The following is a 17,932-nucleotide window of genomic DNA, read 5'->3' as shown; positions in this document are numbered from 1 at the left end:
GTCTCCTTGGATGGATGGGCCGGGTTTCCCCGGAGGTCGAAAGCTTGGATGGCCGAAAAATTCTTTCGTATAGTAGAAATCGTGTCAAGTCTCATGAAACGAGACTTTTATTTATTCAGCACATGGCGCAACGCCATGCGTGCGGCACCTGGCTGCCGCCATCGAACAAGGAGACAAGCTTGAATTCAGCCTTTCTGGCCGAGACCTTCGGCCTTGCCGGCCGCACCGCGCTGGTGAGCGGCGCGGCCTCGGGCCTGGGCTTCGCCATTGCGCGCAGCCTCGGGGGCGCGGGCGCCCGCGTCGTGGTCAACGACCTGGCCGCCGACGCCTGCGCTGCCGCCGTCGCGCAGCTGGAGGCCACGGGCATCGAGGCCCGCGGTGCCGTCTTCAGCGTGACCGACAGCGATGCCGTGCATGCCGAAGTCGCGCAGCTGCAGACGACGGGCTGGGCCCCCGACATCCTGGTCAACAACGCCGGCAACCAGAACCGCAAGCCGCTGGTCGAGATGTCCCTCGACGAGTGGAAGCAGATCCAGGCGGTGCATGTGGAAGGCGCCTTCAACTGCTGCCACGCCGTGCTGCCGGGCATGGTGGCGGCCGGCCGCGGCACGGTGGTCAACATGTCGTCGGTGGCGGGCCAGGCCACCATGCCGGGCATCGCGGCCTATGCCACGGCCAAGGGCGCACTGGCCGCCCTCACGCGGGCCATCGCCGTCGAGTACGGCCCCCACGGCATCACCTGCAATGCGCTGGCACCCGGCTTCGTCAAGACGCGCTTCACGTCGGCGCTGCAGGCCCGCGAAGACTTCCAGGCCTTCATCGAGCAGGCCGTACCCGCCGGCCGCTGGGCCGAGCCCGAAGACATCGCGCCGCTGGTCGTGGCCTTTGCCGGCCGGGGCGGTGCCTTCATCAACGGCCAGGTGGTGGCCATCGACGGCGGCATGCTCGCCCGCATGTGAGGAGACCGCATGGCTGAACGCATCGCCCTCGCCTGCGAGGGCCTCACCAAGCGCTTCGGCGGCTTCAAGGCCGTCGACAACGTGTCGCTGACCGTGCGCGAGGGCACCATCCACGCGCTGATCGGTCCCAACGGGGCCGGCAAGACCACCTGCTTCAACCTGCTGACCAAGGTGCTGCAGCCCGATGCCGGCCGCATCGCCTATTTCGGTCGCGACGTCACCCGGTTGCAGCAGGAGGCGGTCGCGCGGCTGGGAATGGTCCGCTCCTTCCAGATCTCGGCCGTGTTCCTGGGCCTCACGGCCCTGCAGAACGTGCGCGTCGCGCTGCTGCAGCGCACCGGCCTGGGCCCGCAGTTCTGGCGACCGGCCCGCGCCATGAGCCATCTGGACGGTGAGGCCGTGCGGCTGCTGGGCGAGGTCGGGCTGGAGGCCGATGCCAACACCCGCGCCGCGCAACTGCCCTATGGCCGCAAGCGCGCGCTCGAGATCGCGATGACGCTGGCGCTGGACCCGCGCATGCTGCTGCTCGACGAACCCATGGCCGGCCTGGGCCAGGAAGATGTCGCCCGCATCACCGCGCTGATCCGGCGCGTGTCGGCCCATCGCACCGTGCTCATGGTGGAGCACAACCTGTCGGTGGTCTCGGAGCTGTGCCACACGATCACCGTGCTGGCGCGGGGCAGCATCCTGGCCGAAGGCGACTACCAGCGCGTCTCGACCGACGAGCGCGTCATCACCGCCTACATGGGCGTCGAACCCGCGCAGGAGGCCGCATGATGCTCCAGGTCAGCAACCTGCACGCCTGGTATGGCGAGTCGCACATCCTGCAGGGCGTGAACCTCGAAGTGCGCCAGGGCGAACTGGTGACCATCCTCGGGCGCAACGGCGCCGGCAAGACGACCACGCTGCGCGCCCTGATGGGCATGATCGAGCGGCGCACCGGCTCCATCGTGTTCGACGGCACCGAGACCATCGCGATGGCCGACCACCGCATCCCGCGCCTGGGTCTGGCCTACTGCCCGGAAGAACGGGCCGTGTTCCGCAGCCTGACGGTGACCGAGAACCTGATGCTGCCGCCGGTGCTCGCGCCTGGCGGCCTGGGCGTCGACGAGATCCATGCGCTCTTTCCCAACCTGAAGGAGCGCGCCGGCAGCACCGGCGGCAATCTGTCGGGCGGCGAGCAGCAGATGCTGGCCATCGGCCGCATCCTGCGCACCGGCGCGCGCATGCTGCTGCTGGACGAGCCCACCGAGGGCCTGGCGCCCGTGATCGTCAAGCAGATCGCCACCGCCATCCGTGCCCTCAAGCAGCGCGGTTTCACCATCGTGCTGGTGGAGCAGAACTTCCACTTCGCCTCTTCGGTGGCGGACCGCCTCTACATCATGGACCACGGCATCGTGGTCGATCACCTGAACGCCGCCGAAGCCGCGGCGCAGCCGGAGCGCATCCGGCGCCAGCTCGGCGTCTGACGCAGCAGCAGGAAATCACACCATGTTCGACATCTTCGGGATTCCGTCCTCCGCGCTGCTGAGCCAGCTGCTGCTGGGGCTGATCAACGGCGCCTTCTACGCCACGCTGTCCATCGGCCTGGCCGTCATCTTCGGGCTGCTCAACATCATCAACTTCGCACACGGTGCGCAGTACACGGCCGGCGCCTTCATCGCCTGGATGCTGCTGAATTACCTGGGCATCGGCTACTGGGGGGCGCTGGTGCTGGCGCCGCTCATCATGGCCGTGCTCGCCGTGGTGCTGGAGAAGACCATCATCGCGCGCACCTACAAGATGGATCACCTCTACGGCCTGCTGCTGACCTTCGGGCTGGCGCTGTGCATCGAGGGCGCGTTCCGGCAGGCCTATGGCGTGTCGGGGCTGCCCTATGCCATCCCGGAGCAGCTGCTGGGCGGCATCGACCTGGGCTTCATGTTCCTGCCGCTGTACCGCACCTGGGCCATCGTCGTCTCGCTGGTGGTGTGCGTGGGCGTCTGGCTGCTGATGGAGCGCACGCGGCTGGGCGCGGTGCTGCGCGCCGCCACCGAGAACCCCGCGACGGTCAAGTCCTTCGGCATCAATGTTCCTCGCTACATCACGCTGACCTATGCCCTGGGCGTCGCGCTGGCGGCCATCGCCGGCGTGGTGGCCGCGCCCATCTACCAGGTCAGCCCGCTCATGGGCTCCAACCTGGTGGTCGTGGTGTTCGCGGTGGTGGTCATCGGCGGCATGGGTTCGATCGGCGGCGCCATCGTGAGCGGCCTCGGCCTGGGCGTGATCGAGGGGCTCACCAAGGTCGTCTATCCCGAGGCGTCGAACTTCGTGATCTTCGTGATCATGGCCATCGTGCTGCTGGTCAAGCCTTCGGGCCTGTTCGGCCGGCCGCTGCAGGTGCAGAACACCGTGGCGGCCGAGGCCACCCGCGTCAGCTTGCGCCTGGCGCGCCGGTACCAGGTGCTGGGCTGGTGGCTGCTGCTGGCCCTGGCGCTGGTGGCGCCGCTGGTGCTCTACCCCACCTTCCTGATGAAGGTGCTGTGCTTCGCGCTCTTCGCGGCGGCCTTCAACCTGCTGCTGGGCTACGTCGGCCTGCTGTCCTTCGGCCATGCGGCGTTCTTTGGCGCGGCGGCCTATTCGACCGGCATGGCCATGAAGGCCTGGGCGCTCACGCCCGAGCTCGGCCTGCTGGCCGGCACGGCCACCGGCGTGCTGTTGGGGCTGGTGTTCGGCGCGTTGGCCATCCGCCGGCAGGGCATCTACTTCTCCATGATCACCCTGGCGCTGTCGCAGGTGGTGTACTTCGTGGCCGTGCAGGCCGGCTTCACGGGGGGCGAGGACGGCCTGCAGAACGTGCCCCGCGGCAGGCTCTTCGGCCTGTTCGACCTGGGCAACTCGATGGTCATGTACTACGTTGTGCTCGCCGTCTTCCTGGCGGCCTACCTGTTCGTGGTGCGCATCCTGCAGTCGCCCTTCGGTGAGGTGATCCGCGCGGTGCGCGACAACGAGCAGCGCGCCCGCTCGCTGGGCTACGGCACGTCGCGCTACAAGCTCCAGGCCTTCGCCCTGTCGGCGGGGCTGGCGGGGCTGGCGGGCTCGATGAAGGTGCTGGTGTTCGGCGTGGCCTCGCTCACCGACGTGCACTGGCACGCCTCGGGCGAGGTGGTGCTGATGAGCCTGCTGGGCGGCATCGGCACCCTGCTGGGGCCCATCGTCGGCGCGCTGACCTTCGTCACGCTGCAGAACTACCTGGCGCCGCTGGGCTCCTGGGTGCTGATCGTGCAGGGCGTCATCTTCATCGCCTGCGTGCTGCTCTTCCGCGAAGGGCTGGTGGGCCTGGCCGTGCAGGCGTGGAACCGCCTGGGCCGGCGCAATCCGGCCGGCGCGGGCAAGGGGGGCTGAGCCATGTTCATCCATGCCGTCCTGATGGCCTTCAAGCCGGGCACCGATGACGCCTTCCACCAGCGCGTGCAGGACTTCGCGGCGCAGGTCCGCGCGGGCTCACCCGGCCTGGTGAGCTACCTCTACGCGCCCAACGAGGCCAGCCGCGCGCAAGGCTTCAGCCATGCGGTGGTCGCCTGCTTCGACGACGAGGCGGCCCACGAGCGCTACCAGGTCAGCGCCGTGCACCAGGAGATGAAGGCCTTCATGGCCGGTCGGACGGAGCGACTGGTGGTCTTCGACTCCGGCCACTGGCGCTGACAGCCTCAGTGCTTGTGCTCGCCGTGCTGCATCGGCATGGCCTCGGGCCGCAGCGGCCGCACCGGCGCCTGCACCTGCACCGTCTGGCGCTTGCCGTCCTTGCCTTCGAAGACCAGCGTGAGCGGCACCGTCTCGCCTTCCTTCACCTGCTGCTTCAGGTCCATCAGCATCACGTGGTAGCCGCCGGGCTTGAGTTCCACCGGCTTGCCAGCGGGCAAGTCCAGCGCAGGCATCGACCGCATCCGCATCATGTTGTCCTGCAGCGCCATCTCGTGGACCTCGGCGCTGGCGGTGAGCGGCGTGCTCACCGACACCAGCCGCGCATCCTGCGCCGACTGCAGTTGCATGAAGGCGCCCGTGGCCTTCTGCTGCGGCACGGTGGCGCGCACCCAGGCGTCCTTGACGGTGACCTGGGCATGGGCAGAGGCGACGGCCAGGAGGGCAGCGGCAAGGGCCAACGGGCGGATGAGGGAAGGCATGGCAGGGCTCCGGCAGAAAGAAGACGTCCGAAGAATAGCGGCAGGGCTCGGCCGTTCGCCCAGTTGGCGCCATCCCGGGCCCTGGCTAGCATGGGCCGATGGACTTCCGCCGCCGCCTCTGGATCGTGTCTGCCGCGCTGGCCGTTGCCGGATGCGCGGTTCCCCTCGCCGCGCCACCGCCGTCGGCCGGGGCGCCCGCCGTGCAGACGAACAGCCTGGGCATGCGCTTCGTCCGCATCCCTGCGGGCGAGTTCCTGATGGGCAGCGAGGAGCCGGCCGCCACCCTGGCCCGCGACTTTCCGCAGCTGCCGCCCGAGCGCTTTGCCCAGCTGGGTGACGAAGGCCCGGTGCACAAGGTGCGCATCACGCACGCCTTCTGGATGGGCCAGCACGAGGTCACGGTGGGCCAGTTCCGCCGCTTCCTCGAACGCTCGGGCTACGTGCCGGAATCCATCGCCGATGGCACCGGCGGCTATGGCTGGCGCGCCGACTACGACCCCGCCAAGACCGCGCGCGGCGACGCCTTCGAAGGCCGCGACCCACGCTATGCCTGGAACAACCCCGGCTTTGCGCAGGGCGACGACCACCCGGTGGTCAACGTCACCTGGAACGACGCGCAGGCCCTGGCCGCGTGGCTCAGCCGCACCGAGGGCCGCCGCTACCGCCTGCCGACCGAGGCCGAATGGGAATACGCCTGCCGGGCCGGCACCCGCACCCGCTACAACACCGGCGACGACCCGGCCTCGCTGCGCGGCGCGGCCAACGTCTTCGACCAGCGCACGGCGGCCTACTGGCCGCAATGGAAGACCATGGCCCTGCCGGCCGACGATGGCTTCGCCTTCACGGCGCCGGTGGGCAGCGGCGCCCCCAATGCCTGGGGCCTGTACGACATGCACGGCAACGCCTGGGAATGGGTGGCCGACTGGTACGGCGAGGACTACTACGCCCGCTCGCCCGACGACGATCCGCAGGGCCCTGCCGATGGTTCGGTGCGGGTGCGGCGCGGCGGCTCGTGGCACACCTGGCCCTTCTATGCCCGCGCCAGCTACCGCAACTGGAATGCGCCGGACACGCGCTACACGCTGGTCGGCATCCGGCTGGTGCGTGAGGCCGCGCCCTGAGCCTTGCGGATCGGCGCCAGGGTGCGTTCCGCAGCGCACGACCTCGCCGGCATCAGCCTCCTGGCAGATGCAGCCGGGCCGAGTCCTTGACCTCTTCCATCACCGCATAGGTCCGCGTCTCGCGCACGCCCGGCAGTTGCCACAGCACCGCGCCCGCAAAGCGCCGGTAGTCGGCCATGTCGGCGCTGCGGGTCTTGAGCAGGTAGTCGAAGCCACCGGCCACCATGTGGCACTCCATGATCTCCGGGTGCACCTGCACCGCGGCCTTGAAGGCGTCGAACACGTTGGGCGTGGTGCGGTCCAGCAGCACCTCGACAAAGACCAGCATCCCCGCGCCCAGCTTGAGCGGGTTCAGCCGCGCCTCATAACCCAGGATGTAGCCCTCGTCGGTGAGCCGCTGCACTCGCGCCAGCACCGCCGTGGGCGAGAGGCCGATGGTCTCGGCCAGCTTGACGTTGGTGATTCGGCCGTCGGCCTGCAACGTGGCCAGGATGCGCAGGTCCAGGCGGTCCAGCTCCGGTGCTGCGTCCAGTGGTTTGTTCGGCATGATGAGAAGAATTTGAACGAATATTCGGCGAAGTCTGCGGGATTATTCAGGCATCCGCTAACCCAGCACCCATCTGCGGGACTGCCATGACTGCCCTCTCCACGCCTCGACCGACCGTCGCCGACCCCGCTGCACACCATGCCGGCAGCGGCACCATCGATGCAGCCACCATGGCACCGCGCCTGCGCCATGCCGTCGCCGGGGCCTGCCGGCAGGACGAGGCCACGGCGGTCCAGGCATTGCTGGGCGAGGCCCGCCTGTCGCCCGCACAGGCCCGCGCCACCCACGAACTCGCCTGCCGCCTGGCCCAGCACCTGCGCGAGCGCGGCACGGGCAGCGGCCGCAGCGGCCTGGTGCAGGGCCTGCTGCAGGAATACACCCTGTCTTCGCAGGAGGGCGTCGCCCTGATGTGCCTGGCCGAGGCGCTGCTGCGCATTCCCGATGCGGCCACCCGCGATGCCCTCATCCGCGACAAGATCGCCCAGGGCGAATGGCAGGCCCACCTCGGCCGCAGCCCCTCGCTGTTCGTCAACGCCGCCAGCTGGGGCCTGCTGCTGACGGGCCGGCTGGTGGCCACGCACAGCGAGACAGGTCTCTCGGCCCAGCTCGGCCGGCTGGTGGCCAAGGGCGGCGAGCCGCTGATCCGCAAGGGCGTGGACCTGGCCATGCGCATGATGGGCGAGCAGTTCGTCACCGGCCAGACCATCGCCGAGGCGCTGACGAAGGCGCGCCCCCTGGAGGCGCAAGGCTTTCGCCACTCCTACGACATGCTGGGCGAAGCCGCCATGACCGCCGAGGACGCCGCGCGCTACCGCCGCGCCTACGAAGAGGCCATCCGTTCAATCGGACAGGCCTCCGCCGGCCGCGGGCCCATCGACGGGCCGGGCATCTCGATCAAGCTCTCGGCCCTGCATGCGCGCTACAGCCGGGCGCAGAAGTCGCGGGTGATGAATGAGCTGTACCCGGTGCTGCGCGACCTGAGCGCCCTGGCCCGGCAGCACGACATCGGCCTCAACATCGACGCAGAAGAGGCCGACCGTCTGGAACTGTCGCTCGACCTGCTGGAGCGCCTGTGCTTCGAGCCGGCCCTGGCGGGGTGGAACGGCCTGGGCTTCGTGGTGCAGGCTTATCAGAAGCGCTGCCCCTTCGTCATCGACTTCCTCATCGACCTGGCTGCGCGCAGCGGCCGGCGGCTGATGGTGCGCCTCGTCAAGGGCGCCTACTGGGACAGCGAGATCAAGCGCGCGCAGGTGGACGGGCAGGACGGCTTTCCGGTCTACACCCGCAAGGCGCACACCGACGTGGCCTACCTGGCCTGCGCACGCAGGCTGCTGGCCGCGCCCGCGCAGGTATATCCGCAGTTCGCCACCCACAACGCCCACACCCTGGCGGCCATTTACACGATGGCCGATCCGTCCCGCTGGCAGCCGGGCCAGTACGAGTTCCAGTGCCTGCACGGCATGGGCGAGCCACTGTACGAGCAGGTGGTGGGCCGCACCGAGGACGGCCGCCTGGGCCGGCCCTGCCGCATCTATGCGCCCGTGGGCACCCACGAGACGCTGCTGGCCTACCTGGTGCGCCGCCTGCTGGAGAACGGCGCCAACACTTCCTTCGTGCATCGCATTGCCGACTGCACGCTGCCCATCGAGGCGCTGGTGGAAGACCCGGTCGCCACCGTGGACCGACTGGCGACCAGGGAGGGCCGAGCCGGCACCCCGCACCCGGCCATCGCCCATCCGCTGCGGCTGTACGGCGAGGCGCGCGCCAATTCGCAGGGCATGGACCTGGCGGACGACGCGCAACTGACGAAGCTGGACGCGGCCGTGGCCGAAAGCAGGCGCATCGACTGGCAGGCCGCGCCGATGGTCGCGGGTGGGCCACAGGCGACGGTGGCGCCGCTGGCAGCCCCTTCGGCCGTCGACCATCTGGCCACGACGAACACATCCACCTCCGCACCCTTGCCCGTTCGTAACCCCGCCGGCCACGACGACATCGTCGGCATCGTGCGGCCCGCCACGCCCGACGACGTGGCCGCCGCGCTGGCCGCAGCGCACGACTTCGCCGGCCCCTGGGCCGACACGCCGCCCGCAGAGCGCGCCGCTTCGCTCGAACGCGCGGCCGATCTGATGCAGGCCCGCATGCCACGGCTGGTCGCGCTGCTCTCCCGCGAGGCCGGCAAGACCTTCGCCAACGGCATCGCCGAAGTGCGCGAGGCCATCGACTTCCTGCGCTTCTACGCCGGCCAGGCCCGCCGCGCGCTGCAGGGCGACGACCACGCGCCGCTGGGCCCTGTCGTGTGCATCAGCCCCTGGAACTTCCCGCTGGCCATCCTCACCGGCCAGATCGCCGCCGCACTCGCGGCCGGCAACCCGGTGCTCGCCAAGCCCGCCGAGCAGACGCCGCTGATCGCGGCCGAGGCCGTGCGCTTGTTGTACGAGGGCGGCATCCCCCGCGCGGCGTTGCAGTTGCTGCCCGGCGACGGCGAGACAGTCGGTGCTGCACTGGTGGCCGACGGCCGCGTGCAGGGCGTGATGTTCACCGGCTCCACCGAGGTCGCGCGCCTGCTGCAGCGCAGCCTCGCGCAGCGACTCGGCGCACATGGCGGCCCCGTTCCACTGATCGCCGAAACGGGCGGGCAGAACGCCATGATCGTGGACTCGTCCGCGCTCACCGAGCAGGTGGTGGCCGACGTGCTGGCCTCGGCCTTCGACAGCGCGGGCCAGCGTTGCTCGGCGCTGCGCGTGCTGTGCGTGCAGGAGGAGTCGGCCGACGCGCTGCTGCACATGCTGCGCGGCGCCATGGCCGAGCTGAACCTGGGCGATCCTGCGCTGCTGCCCACCGATGTCGGCCCGGTCATCGACGCCGAGGCGCAGGCCGGCATTGAGGCCCATGTGCAGGCCATGCAGGCACGCGGCCGCCGCGTGCAACGCGCCGGCCGCGCGAGCACGGGCGCCACGGCGAAGGGCACCTTCGTGCCACCCACGCTGATCGAGATCGACAGCCTGGCCGAGCTGCAGCGCGAGGTCTTCGGCCCGGTGCTGCATGTGCTGCGCTGGCGGCGCCCCGAACTCAACGCGCTCCTCGCACAGATCGCCGCAACGGGATATGGCCTGACCCTGGGCCTGCACACCCGCATCGACGAGACCATCGAGCGTGTGGTGCAGGCCGCGCCGGTGGGCAATGTCTATGTGAACCGCAACATCGTGGGCGCCGTGGTGGGCGTGCAGCCCTTCGGTGGCGAAGGCCTGTCGGGCACCGGGCCCAAGGCCGGCGGGCCGCTGTACCTGTACCGGCTGCTGGCGCAACGGCCTAGAGGCTTCCTGGCCGGCGCCGTCGCCTGCGCGCTGCCAAACGCCAAGGCCGACGAAATGACCGCGGCGGACCGCGCGCCGCTGCGGGCCCTGCAGGACTGGGCCCGCAGCACAGGCGACGCGCAGCTCGCCGAGCAGTGCGCGCAGCTGCACCACGCCATGCCGCGCACCACGGCCTGGCTGCTCGACGGGCCGACGGGCGAGCGCAACCGCTACGCCCTGCATCCGCGTACCGAGGTGCTGTGCCTGGCGCAGGACGACCCCTCGCGCCTGGCACAACTCGCAGCCGTGCTGGCCGCCGGAAGCCGCGCCGTATGGCCCGCCAGCCCATCGACGGCCTCACTGCTTGCCGGGCTGCCAGCGAGCGTGCAGGCCCGTGTGACGCTCGCCGCCGATCCGTTGGGCGCGGACGGCCCAGTGCTCGAACGGGTCCTTCACGAGGGCGACGCAGCACAGCGGCTGGCCGTGGCCCGTCAGCTGGCCGAGCGCCAGGGGCCCATCGTCGCACTGGATCCCTGGCCGCCGGCAGATACCGACACGGTGCTCGCTGCATTGCTCAGCGAGCGTTCGCTGAGCGTCAACACCGCCGCCGCGGGCGGCAATGCCAGCCTGATGACGATGGGTTGATCGATGCTCAGGGCATCAGCTGCCCGCCGTTGACCTCGAGCATCTGCCCGGTCATGTAGCCCGACAGCGCCTCCGAGGCGAGGTACAGGTAGGCGCCCACGCAGTCCTCCGGCGTGCCGATGCGGCCGAGCGGAATGCCTGCGGTAAAGCCGCGGAGCATCTCCGGCGTCGAGAACTTGTCCTGCAGCGGCGTCTGGATCACGCCCGGCGCCACCGCATTCACCCGGATGCGGTCGGCGGCCAGCTCACGGGCCAGCGAGCGCGTCAGTGTGCTCACGAAGCCCTTCGACGCGGCATAGAGCGACGCACCGGCCGTGCCGCCGCTGCGGGCCGACACCGAGGTCGTGCTCACCACGCTGCCACCGCCGCGTCGCCGCATGCCAGGCAGCACCGCGCGCGTGAAGGCCACCACCGAACGGCCGTTGGTGTGCATGACCTCGTCGAAGAAGGCGTCCGACTGGTCCGCCAACGGCACCCGCGCCACCATGCTGCCCGCGTTGTTGACCAGCACCGCGATCTCGCCGAAGGCGGCCTCCACCTCGGCCACGCAACGCGCGATCGCCGCGGGGTCGCGCACATCGCCCTGCACCAGCAGCGCCTGTCCGCCGGCGGACTCGATGTCGGCGGCCACCGCCTCGGCGGGACCGCGCGAGCTGTGGAAGTGCACCGCCACCCGCATGCCCTGGGCACCGCAGGCGCGCGCTACGGCCGCGCCGATGCCCAGGCTGGCGCCGGTCACCAGCGCCACCTGGCTCCGCAGGTCCGGAATGCACAGTGCCGTTGCGGCCATGGAAGTGGCACTCACTTGACGCTGGCGTGGACCTTCTCGAGCTCCGCGCGGTAGACCTTGACGACGCTCTGGTCGTAGGAAGCGGCGAACTTCTCGCCCACGGGCTTGGTCAGCTCACGCATGCGCGCCAGCGTGGCGGGCGGCACGTCGTTGACCTGCATCTTCGACTCCAGCTCCTTGCGGGCCACGGTGGAGGCCTCCCGGCTGGTCTGGCGCTGGAAGGCGCCCGCTTCCTGCACGGCCGCCTTGACGAGCTGCTGGTCCGCGGGCGAGAGCTTCTCCCAGGTCTTGCGGCTGATCACCACCGGGTTGGCGGTGTACACATGGTTGGTCACGCTCAGGTACTTCTGCACCTCGTAGAACTTGCTGGTCAGCACCACGGAGAACGGGTTTTCCTGCGCGTCCATGGCGCGGGACTCCAGCGCACCATACAGCTCGGGGAAGGGCATGGGCGCCGGGTTGGTGCCCAGGGCCGCGAAGCTGTCGAGGAACAGCGGGTTGGGAATGACCCGCAGCTTCAGGCCCTTGAGGTCCTCGACATTGACGATGGGCTTGCGGCTGTTGGTGAAGTTGCGAAAGCCCGTCTCCCAGAAGTCCAGGCCGACCATGCCCTTGTCGGGCAGGCGGCTCATCAGCAGCTGGCCGAAGGGCCCCTGCAGCAGCGCATCGACCTGCTGCGCGCTGTTGAAGGAAAAGGGAATGTCCAGCAGCGTGAACTCCTTGATCACCCCGCCCATGATGGTGGCGGAGGGCAGGGTGACGTCCTGCACGCCGCCCTGCACGGCGCTGAGCTGCTGCGCCTCGCCGCCGATGGAGCCGCCGCCCAGTTCCATCAGCTTGATGCGCCCGTTGCTGCGCGTGTTGAGGATCTCGGCAAGCTTCTGCGCGCCCAGCGAGATCGGATGGCCCGGCTGCACCACATGGCCGAAGCGCAGCGTAATCGGCGCTGGCGACTGGGCATGGGCCGTGGTGGCGCAGGCGAGCGCGATCGCGGCCGCACGGATCAATTGAATGAGCTTCACGGAGGTCTCCTGTTCTGGTTGGGAAGGGAAAAGAAGGCGCAGGGTCAGGCCCGGTGCGCGGCCAGCACCATCGCTGCGCCGCGTTCGGCCACCATCAGCGTCGGCGCGTTGGAATTGCCCGAGGTGCAGGTAGGCATGACCGAGGCATCGACGACCCGCAGACCCCGGGTGCCACGCACCCGCAGCTGCGGATCGACGACCGAGTCCTCGTCGCCGCCCATGCGGCAGGTGCCGACGAGGTGGTAGCCCGAGACGCCGCGGTCGAGGGCATAGCGCAGCAGGGCCGCGTCGTCGTCGACGGCGGGGCCCGGCAGCGTCTCCTGGATGCCCCATTGCCGCAGCGCCGGCATGGCGAACAAACGGCGGCCCAGCCGCAGTCCGGCCACGACGGCGGCGCGGTCGGCCTCATGGCTCAGGTAACGGGCCGCGATGTGTGGCGGTTGGGCTGCGTCCCGCGAGCGCGCCCGCACGGTGCCGCGGCTCTCGGGCAGGGACTGGTAGACATTGATGGTCATGCCCGGCGCCTGTTCGAGCCGGTAGGTCCCCGGCTCGAAGCTGGCCGGCGCGAAGCTCAGCTGAAGATCGGGAAAGGACTGTCCGGCATCGCTGCGCGCGAAGGCGGCGCAGGTGCTGGCGCCCAGCGTGAGCAGTCCCCGGCCCTGCACGGCGTAACGCGCCAGTTCTCCCAGCATCGCCAGGCCATGGGTGCGCTCGTTCAGCGTGCGGATGCCGCGTACGCGCTGGGTCAGCCGCACCGAGTAGTGGTCGCGCAGGTTCTCGCCCACGGCAGGGCGATCGGCCACGATGGGCACGCCCAGCGTGCGCAGCAGCTCGGCCGGGCCGATGCCCGACAGCTGCAGCAGGTGCGGCGAGCGGATCGCGCCGCAGGCCACGATCACCTCGCGCCGCGCCCGCAACTGCTCGATGCGGCCCTGGTGCCGCACCTGTACGCCGACCGCCTGCATGCCGTCGAACAGCACCTGCTGCGCCAGCGCCCCGGTCATGATCCGAAGATTGGGGCGGCGCCGCGCACGGCGCAAATAGGTCTGGGCCGGACCTCGGCGGAAGCGGCCATGGCGGTTCTGCTGGAAGGGCGCCGCGCCTTCTCGCTCCGGGCCATTCACGCTCGGCCGCACCCGCATGCCCGCCTCGCCGCAGGCGGCGAGAAAGGCGGCGCTGAGTGCATGCGTCTCCATGAACTCGCTCACGGGCAGCGGAGGCCCGGCCGTGTCGGGCAGCGTCGCCTCGATGCGCGCGTAGCAGGCCAGCGCTTCTTCATGGCTCCAGCCGGCGCAGCCCATCGCCAGCCAACGACGATGCTCCTCGGGCGAGGTGCGCACGTACAGCATGCCGTTCATCGAGCCGGTGCCGCCCAGCATGCGGCCCTGTGGCAGCGGAACCTCGCGGCCACCGAGTTCGGGGTCGGCGGCCATCCGGTAGCGCCAGCTCAGCTGCGGGTGGTCGATGAGGCGCAGGAAGCCCGCGGGTACGTGGATGAAGGGGCTGCGGTCGGGCGGGCCAGCCTCGATCAGAAGAACCCGGTGCCGGCCATCCTCCGTGAGGCGGTCGGCGAGCACGCAACCGGCGCTGCCGGCGCCGACCACGACGAAGTCGAATTCAGCGTCCCAGGCCATGGTGCCGACGGGTCGTCGATGGCTGAAGGACGCGGCCATGCGCAGCCCCGGGCGAAGGCCGGGCGCACCGCGCGACGCTCATCGCACGTCTCCAGGTGTGGCCGAATAGGCCAGGGCGAAGCGCTGGTGCACCGCACCTTCCTGCGCGCCCAGGACCTGCAGCGCGTCGGCGCACAACTCGGCCTGTGCCAGCGCCTGCACGGCCTGCGCGTCGTAGCCACAGGCGATCAGGACCCAGTCGGCAAAGCGGTCGGCCAGGCCGCGCATGCGCTGCTCCTCGGTGGGCGCAATCGGTGGCGCCTCATGACGGATCACGTGCAACCCCACCAGGCCCGGACGCAGGCGAAGCTCCCGACCCAGGCGGCCCAACGCGTCACGCAGCGCGGCCTCCTGACCTGGCGCGGGCGAGAGCCGCACCGTGAGCGCCTGGCGCGCCGTGACCGCGCCCTCGCTGCCCAGCACACGGCACTGGCTGCGCACCATGTGCCGGTGGTGCGGCATCATGCGCGTGGACCACGGCGTGGGTGCGTTCAGCCGCGCCGCATAGCCCGGCGACGAGAGCACCGAGAAGTCCTCGAGCTCGTAGAGCACGAACACGCCTTCGCCCCCTTCCGCGCAGGACCAGCGGCTGGCCCGTCGGAAGCCCGGGATGCCCAGGCGCTCCGGAAAATGTTCGTGCGCGTGCCAGTCCTCGAAGTCCGGTCGCATCGCCGGTGCCATGTCCCACCACATGGCCAGGGCCGCATTGCCAAGCATTGCCATTGCCGCGCCCTCAGCAGACCTGCGGGCCCGGGCCGCACCGTCGCAGCCGCCCTGCAGCCGCCCCATCCATCGCTTGCTTCATGACTCGTCTCCAACCCGTGTTCCTGAAATTGGGCCGGATGCTGCCAGAGTTGTGAATGCCATTCAACTTGGCGATAAGATTCAAAATTTGAATGGCTTCCACGAAAGAAGTGGCATGAGCGGCGCCCTCGAAAAATCACTGGCCATCCTCGAATACCTCGTCGACCATCCCGACGGCGTCAGCCTCGGCCAGATCGCGACCGAGCTCAACCAGCTGCGCAGTGGCTGCCATCGCACGCTGCAGGAACTCGTGCGCTTCGGCTATGTGCGACAGACCCCCCGCGGCGACTACGCCCTCACCACGCGGCTGCCGGCCATGGGGCTCAACTTCATCGGCAAGTCCGGCGTGGTGGACATCGCCCAGCCGGTGATCGACCGGCTGGCCCGCAGCACCGAGGAGCTGGTCCGCCTGGCCATCGTGGACGGCGAGCGCCTGACGCTCATCGCCAAGGCGCAGGGCGCACGCTCGGGCCTGCTCTATGACCCCGACATGGGCATCGACCTGCGGCTGTCCTGCAGCGCGGCCGGCCATGCCTGGCTGATGACGCTGCCGGAGGACCTGGCCATCGGGCATGTGAGCCGCCAGGGCCTGGGCACGCCGCGCAACTTCGGTCCCAATGCACCCACCTCGGTGCGGGCCCTGCTCAAGATGCTCGACGAGCACCGCAAGCGGGGCTTCAGCATCATCCAGGACGTGTATGCGCCCGGCATGAGCTCGATGGCGGCGCCCATCCAGCGGCAGGGCGAAGCAGCCACCGGCGTGCTGGTGATCGCCGGTCCGTCGCTGCGGCTGAGCACGGCCAAGATGAACCGCTTCGGCCCGGCCCTGCTCGCCGCGGCGAACGAGCTGGCCGCGACGGGCGCGGCCTCCCCCCTGCTCAAGTCGGCCAACCTGGGCACCTGGGGCAATGTGGGCGACAAGCCGCCGCCGCCAGCGCGCAAGACCGTGCGCGCCGCACGATGACCCCTGACATGGAGCCCCTCATGAGCACCGACATCCGCTGCCTTGTTCCCGGCCATGACCTCCTGGGCGAGTCGCCCCTGTGGTGCGAAGCGACGCAATCCCTGCTGTGGCTGGACATCGATGGCGGCCGACTGCAGCGCTTTCATCCGGAGAGCGGCCGCCACGACAGCCACGACTTCACGCAGCGCTTCGTCGGCTCGCTCGCGCTGACGCGCGATCCATCCGTGGTGCTGCTGGGCATCGACCTGGGGTTGTACCTGTTCCACATGGGCCGCGGTGAACTGCAGCCGCTCTGCCAGGTGGAAGACGCCGCGCTGGACAACCGGCTCAACGACGGCCGCTGCGACGCGCAGGGCCGCTTCTGGGTGGGCACCATGGACAACCAACTGCACCGACCGCACGGTGCGTTCTACCGCGTCGACGCCGACGGATCCGTGCATCGCCAGTTCGGCGACGTGATCGTGTCGAACACCGTGGCCTTCTCGCCCAACCAGCGGCGGCTGTACTTCTCGGACACGCGCCGATTCACGACATGGCAGTTCGACTTCGACGCGGCCGCCGGCACGGCCACGAACCGGCGCGTCTTCGTGGACCATGGCGCGCAACGCTGGCGACCCGACGGCGCCTGCGTCGACGCGCAGGGGCATGTCTGGAACGCGATCTTCGCGGCCGGCAAGGTCATCCGCTTCACGCCCGACGGCAAGGTCGACCGCGTGGTCGAGCTGCCGGTCACCAACCCCACCTGCGTCTGCCTGGGCGGCCCCGAGCGACGCACCCTGTTCGTCACCACCGCCCGCAAGTTCCTGGATCGCACGCAGCTGCTGCGTGAACCGCTGGCCGGCTCGGTGCTGGCCATCGATGTGGACGTGCCCGGCCTGCCCGAACACCGCTTCGCCCATCCGGCACACGGCCACTGAGGAAACGACGATGACCGCCCCCGACCGCGCCGCCGACAGCATCGGCAACATCGTGCTGCTGGAGCACTACAACGCCACCGTGGACGACCAGCGCCTGGCCACGCTCTTCTACGTGACCGCGCTGGGCGGCACGCGCGACCCCTACCTGTTCACGGGCCTGGACAACATGTGGGTCAACTTCGGCCGCACGCAGGTGCACCTGCCCAGCCGCGGCGCGTCGCCCCGGTCGCAGTTGCTGCGAGGCACGCTGGGCTTCGTGGTGCCGGACCTGTACGCGATGCGCGCACGCCTCGGCTTTGCCCGGGCAGAGATGCAGCGTGTGGCGCCCGGCCGCGCCCTGCAGTTCGACGCCATGGACGGGCCCGACTGCATCGACCTGTACTGCCCCTGGGGCACCCGTGTGCGTTGCCATGCCCCCTCCGACGCCTTCGATGGCGTGCACCTCGGCCTGGTCTATATTGACTTCGACGTGCCGCCAGGCACCGTGGACGGCATCGCCCGCTTCTACACCCAGGTGATCGGGACCCCTGCGCAGGTGAATGGTCGCCGGGCCATCGTGCGCGCCGGCCTGTTCCAGACCCTGCGCTTCACCGAGCGCGAAGCGCCACTGCCGGACTACGACGGCCACCACTTCCTGATCTACCTGGCGGACTTCGCCAGCCCGCATGCCTGGCTGCGCGAGCACGGCCTGCTCACGCGGGACGACGCGCCTCACGAGTGGCGCTTCGAGTGGATCTGTGATCCACGGGATGGTCGTCGCCTCTTCCAGGTCGAGCACGAGGTGCGCAGCACCCGTCACCCTCTGTACAACCGCGTGCTCGTCAACCGCGACACGGCGCTGACCAACGTCAACTACCGGCGCGGGCGCGAGGACTTCGACGGCGTCTACTGAGAAGGTGCGAGCGAACCCGCCATGTCCGCTCGTCCTGCCAAAACACGCCCACTCGGCGTTGCAAATGCTCGCCATAGCCCGAGCTATGGCTGCGCTTTGCGCCTTGATTGGCCGCGTTTTCGCAGCCCGCTCGGCCACGCCG

General features: G+C 69.9%; 16 protein-coding genes. 10 read left to right on the top strand and 6 right to left on the bottom strand.

The window, feature by feature from the left end; genetic code table 11:
• The first annotated feature begins 179 nt into the window (after window positions 1–179).
• The 5 genes from ACT54X_RS15010 to ACT54X_RS14990 are packed head-to-tail and all read left to right on the top strand — an operon-like array spanning window position 180 to window position 4,643.
• The gene (locus ACT54X_RS15010; protein WP_294372304.1) at window positions 180–959 is read left to right on the top strand and encodes an SDR family NAD(P)-dependent oxidoreductase; all 780 of its coding nucleotides are present in this window, start codon (window positions 180–182) and stop codon (window positions 957–959) included.
• A gap of 9 nt (window positions 960–968) precedes the next feature.
• Window positions 969–1,736, top strand: coding sequence for an ABC transporter ATP-binding protein (locus ACT54X_RS15005; protein ID WP_476347318.1), 768 nt, complete (start codon window positions 969–971; stop codon window positions 1,734–1,736).
• Window positions 1,736–2,428, top strand: coding sequence for an ABC transporter ATP-binding protein (locus tag ACT54X_RS15000; protein ID WP_294372414.1), 693 nt, complete (start codon window positions 1,736–1,738; stop codon window positions 2,426–2,428). The genes ACT54X_RS15005 and ACT54X_RS15000 overlap by 1 nt, the downstream gene beginning before the upstream one ends.
• A gap of 22 nt (window positions 2,429–2,450) precedes the next feature.
• Entirely contained in the window at window positions 2,451–4,343 is a 1,893-nt protein-coding gene (locus ACT54X_RS14995; protein WP_294372310.1) for an ABC transporter permease, read from the top strand.
• A gap of 3 nt (window positions 4,344–4,346) precedes the next feature.
• Window positions 4,347–4,643, top strand: coding sequence for a Dabb family protein (locus tag ACT54X_RS14990; RefSeq protein WP_294372312.1), 297 nt, complete (start codon window positions 4,347–4,349; stop codon window positions 4,641–4,643).
• Window positions 4,644–4,648: 5 nt separating this feature from the next.
• Here ACT54X_RS14990 and ACT54X_RS14985 read toward each other — a convergent pair whose 3' ends face one another.
• Window positions 4,649–5,122 (bottom strand): copper chaperone PCu(A)C, encoded by a 474-nt coding sequence (locus ACT54X_RS14985; RefSeq protein ID WP_476347316.1) that lies wholly within the window; start codon window positions 5,120–5,122, stop codon window positions 4,649–4,651.
• A gap of 98 nt (window positions 5,123–5,220) precedes the next feature.
• Between ACT54X_RS14985 and ACT54X_RS14980 the strand changes: the two genes are divergently transcribed.
• On the top strand, window positions 5,221–6,243 hold the full coding sequence (locus tag ACT54X_RS14980) for a formylglycine-generating enzyme family protein (RefSeq protein ID WP_476347314.1): 1,023 nt from the start codon (window positions 5,221–5,223) through the stop codon (window positions 6,241–6,243).
• Window positions 6,244–6,295: 52 nt separating this feature from the next.
• On the opposite strand, the gene ACT54X_RS14975 is transcribed toward ACT54X_RS14980, so the two are convergent.
• A complete protein-coding gene (locus ACT54X_RS14975; RefSeq protein ID WP_294372315.1) occupies window positions 6,296–6,790 on the bottom strand; it encodes an Lrp/AsnC ligand binding domain-containing protein in 495 nt (164 codons plus the stop codon).
• Between the two features lie 86 nt (window positions 6,791–6,876).
• Here ACT54X_RS14975 and putA point away from each other — a divergent pair, with 86 nt between their 5' ends.
• Window positions 6,877–10,728 (top strand): trifunctional transcriptional regulator/proline dehydrogenase/L-glutamate gamma-semialdehyde dehydrogenase, encoded by a 3,852-nt coding sequence (putA, locus tag ACT54X_RS14970; protein ID WP_476347312.1) that lies wholly within the window; start codon window positions 6,877–6,879, stop codon window positions 10,726–10,728.
• A gap of 7 nt (window positions 10,729–10,735) precedes the next feature.
• Here the strand turns inward: putA and ACT54X_RS14965 are convergent, their stop codons facing one another.
• From ACT54X_RS14965 to ACT54X_RS14950, 4 genes are all read right to left on the bottom strand, one after another.
• Window positions 10,736–11,497 carry an SDR family NAD(P)-dependent oxidoreductase gene (locus ACT54X_RS14965; RefSeq protein WP_476347435.1) on the bottom strand — a complete coding sequence of 254 codons (762 nt, stop codon included), beginning with the start codon at window positions 11,495–11,497 and terminating at the stop codon, window positions 10,736–10,738.
• 32 nt (window positions 11,498–11,529) lie between these two features.
• Window positions 11,530–12,540: a TRAP transporter substrate-binding protein gene (locus ACT54X_RS14960; RefSeq protein WP_476347310.1), complete on the bottom strand. Its 1,011-nt coding sequence runs from the start codon at window positions 12,538–12,540 to the stop codon at window positions 11,530–11,532.
• Window positions 12,541–12,584: 44 nt separating this feature from the next.
• Entirely contained in the window at window positions 12,585–14,174 is a 1,590-nt protein-coding gene (locus ACT54X_RS14955; protein WP_476347308.1) for a GMC family oxidoreductase, read from the bottom strand.
• 78 nt (window positions 14,175–14,252) lie between these two features.
• The gene (locus tag ACT54X_RS14950) at window positions 14,253–14,936 is read right to left on the bottom strand and encodes a hypothetical protein (RefSeq protein ID WP_294372318.1); all 684 of its coding nucleotides are present in this window, start codon (window positions 14,934–14,936) and stop codon (window positions 14,253–14,255) included.
• Between the two features lie 196 nt (window positions 14,937–15,132).
• On the opposite strand from ACT54X_RS14950, the gene ACT54X_RS14945 reads away from it, so the two are divergent.
• Genes ACT54X_RS14945 through ACT54X_RS14935 form a run of 3 tightly spaced genes read left to right on the top strand, consistent with a single transcriptional unit; the run spans window position 15,133 to window position 17,790 of the window.
• Window positions 15,133–15,981, top strand: a complete 849-nt coding sequence (locus tag ACT54X_RS14945; protein WP_017759483.1) for an IclR family transcriptional regulator — start codon at window positions 15,133–15,135, stop codon at window positions 15,979–15,981.
• 20 nt (window positions 15,982–16,001) lie between these two features.
• The gene (locus ACT54X_RS14940; RefSeq protein ID WP_294372327.1) at window positions 16,002–16,898 is read left to right on the top strand and encodes an SMP-30/gluconolactonase/LRE family protein; all 897 of its coding nucleotides are present in this window, start codon (window positions 16,002–16,004) and stop codon (window positions 16,896–16,898) included.
• 10 nt (window positions 16,899–16,908) lie between these two features.
• Window positions 16,909–17,790 (top strand): glyoxalase/bleomycin resistance/dioxygenase family protein, encoded by an 882-nt coding sequence (locus ACT54X_RS14935; RefSeq protein ID WP_294372330.1) that lies wholly within the window; start codon window positions 16,909–16,911, stop codon window positions 17,788–17,790.
• Window positions 17,791–17,932 lie beyond the last annotated feature (142 nt).

It is taken from the genome of Pseudacidovorax sp. DMC4 (assembly GCF_056314265.1).
This window is presented reverse-complemented; position numbering and strand designations above follow the sequence as displayed.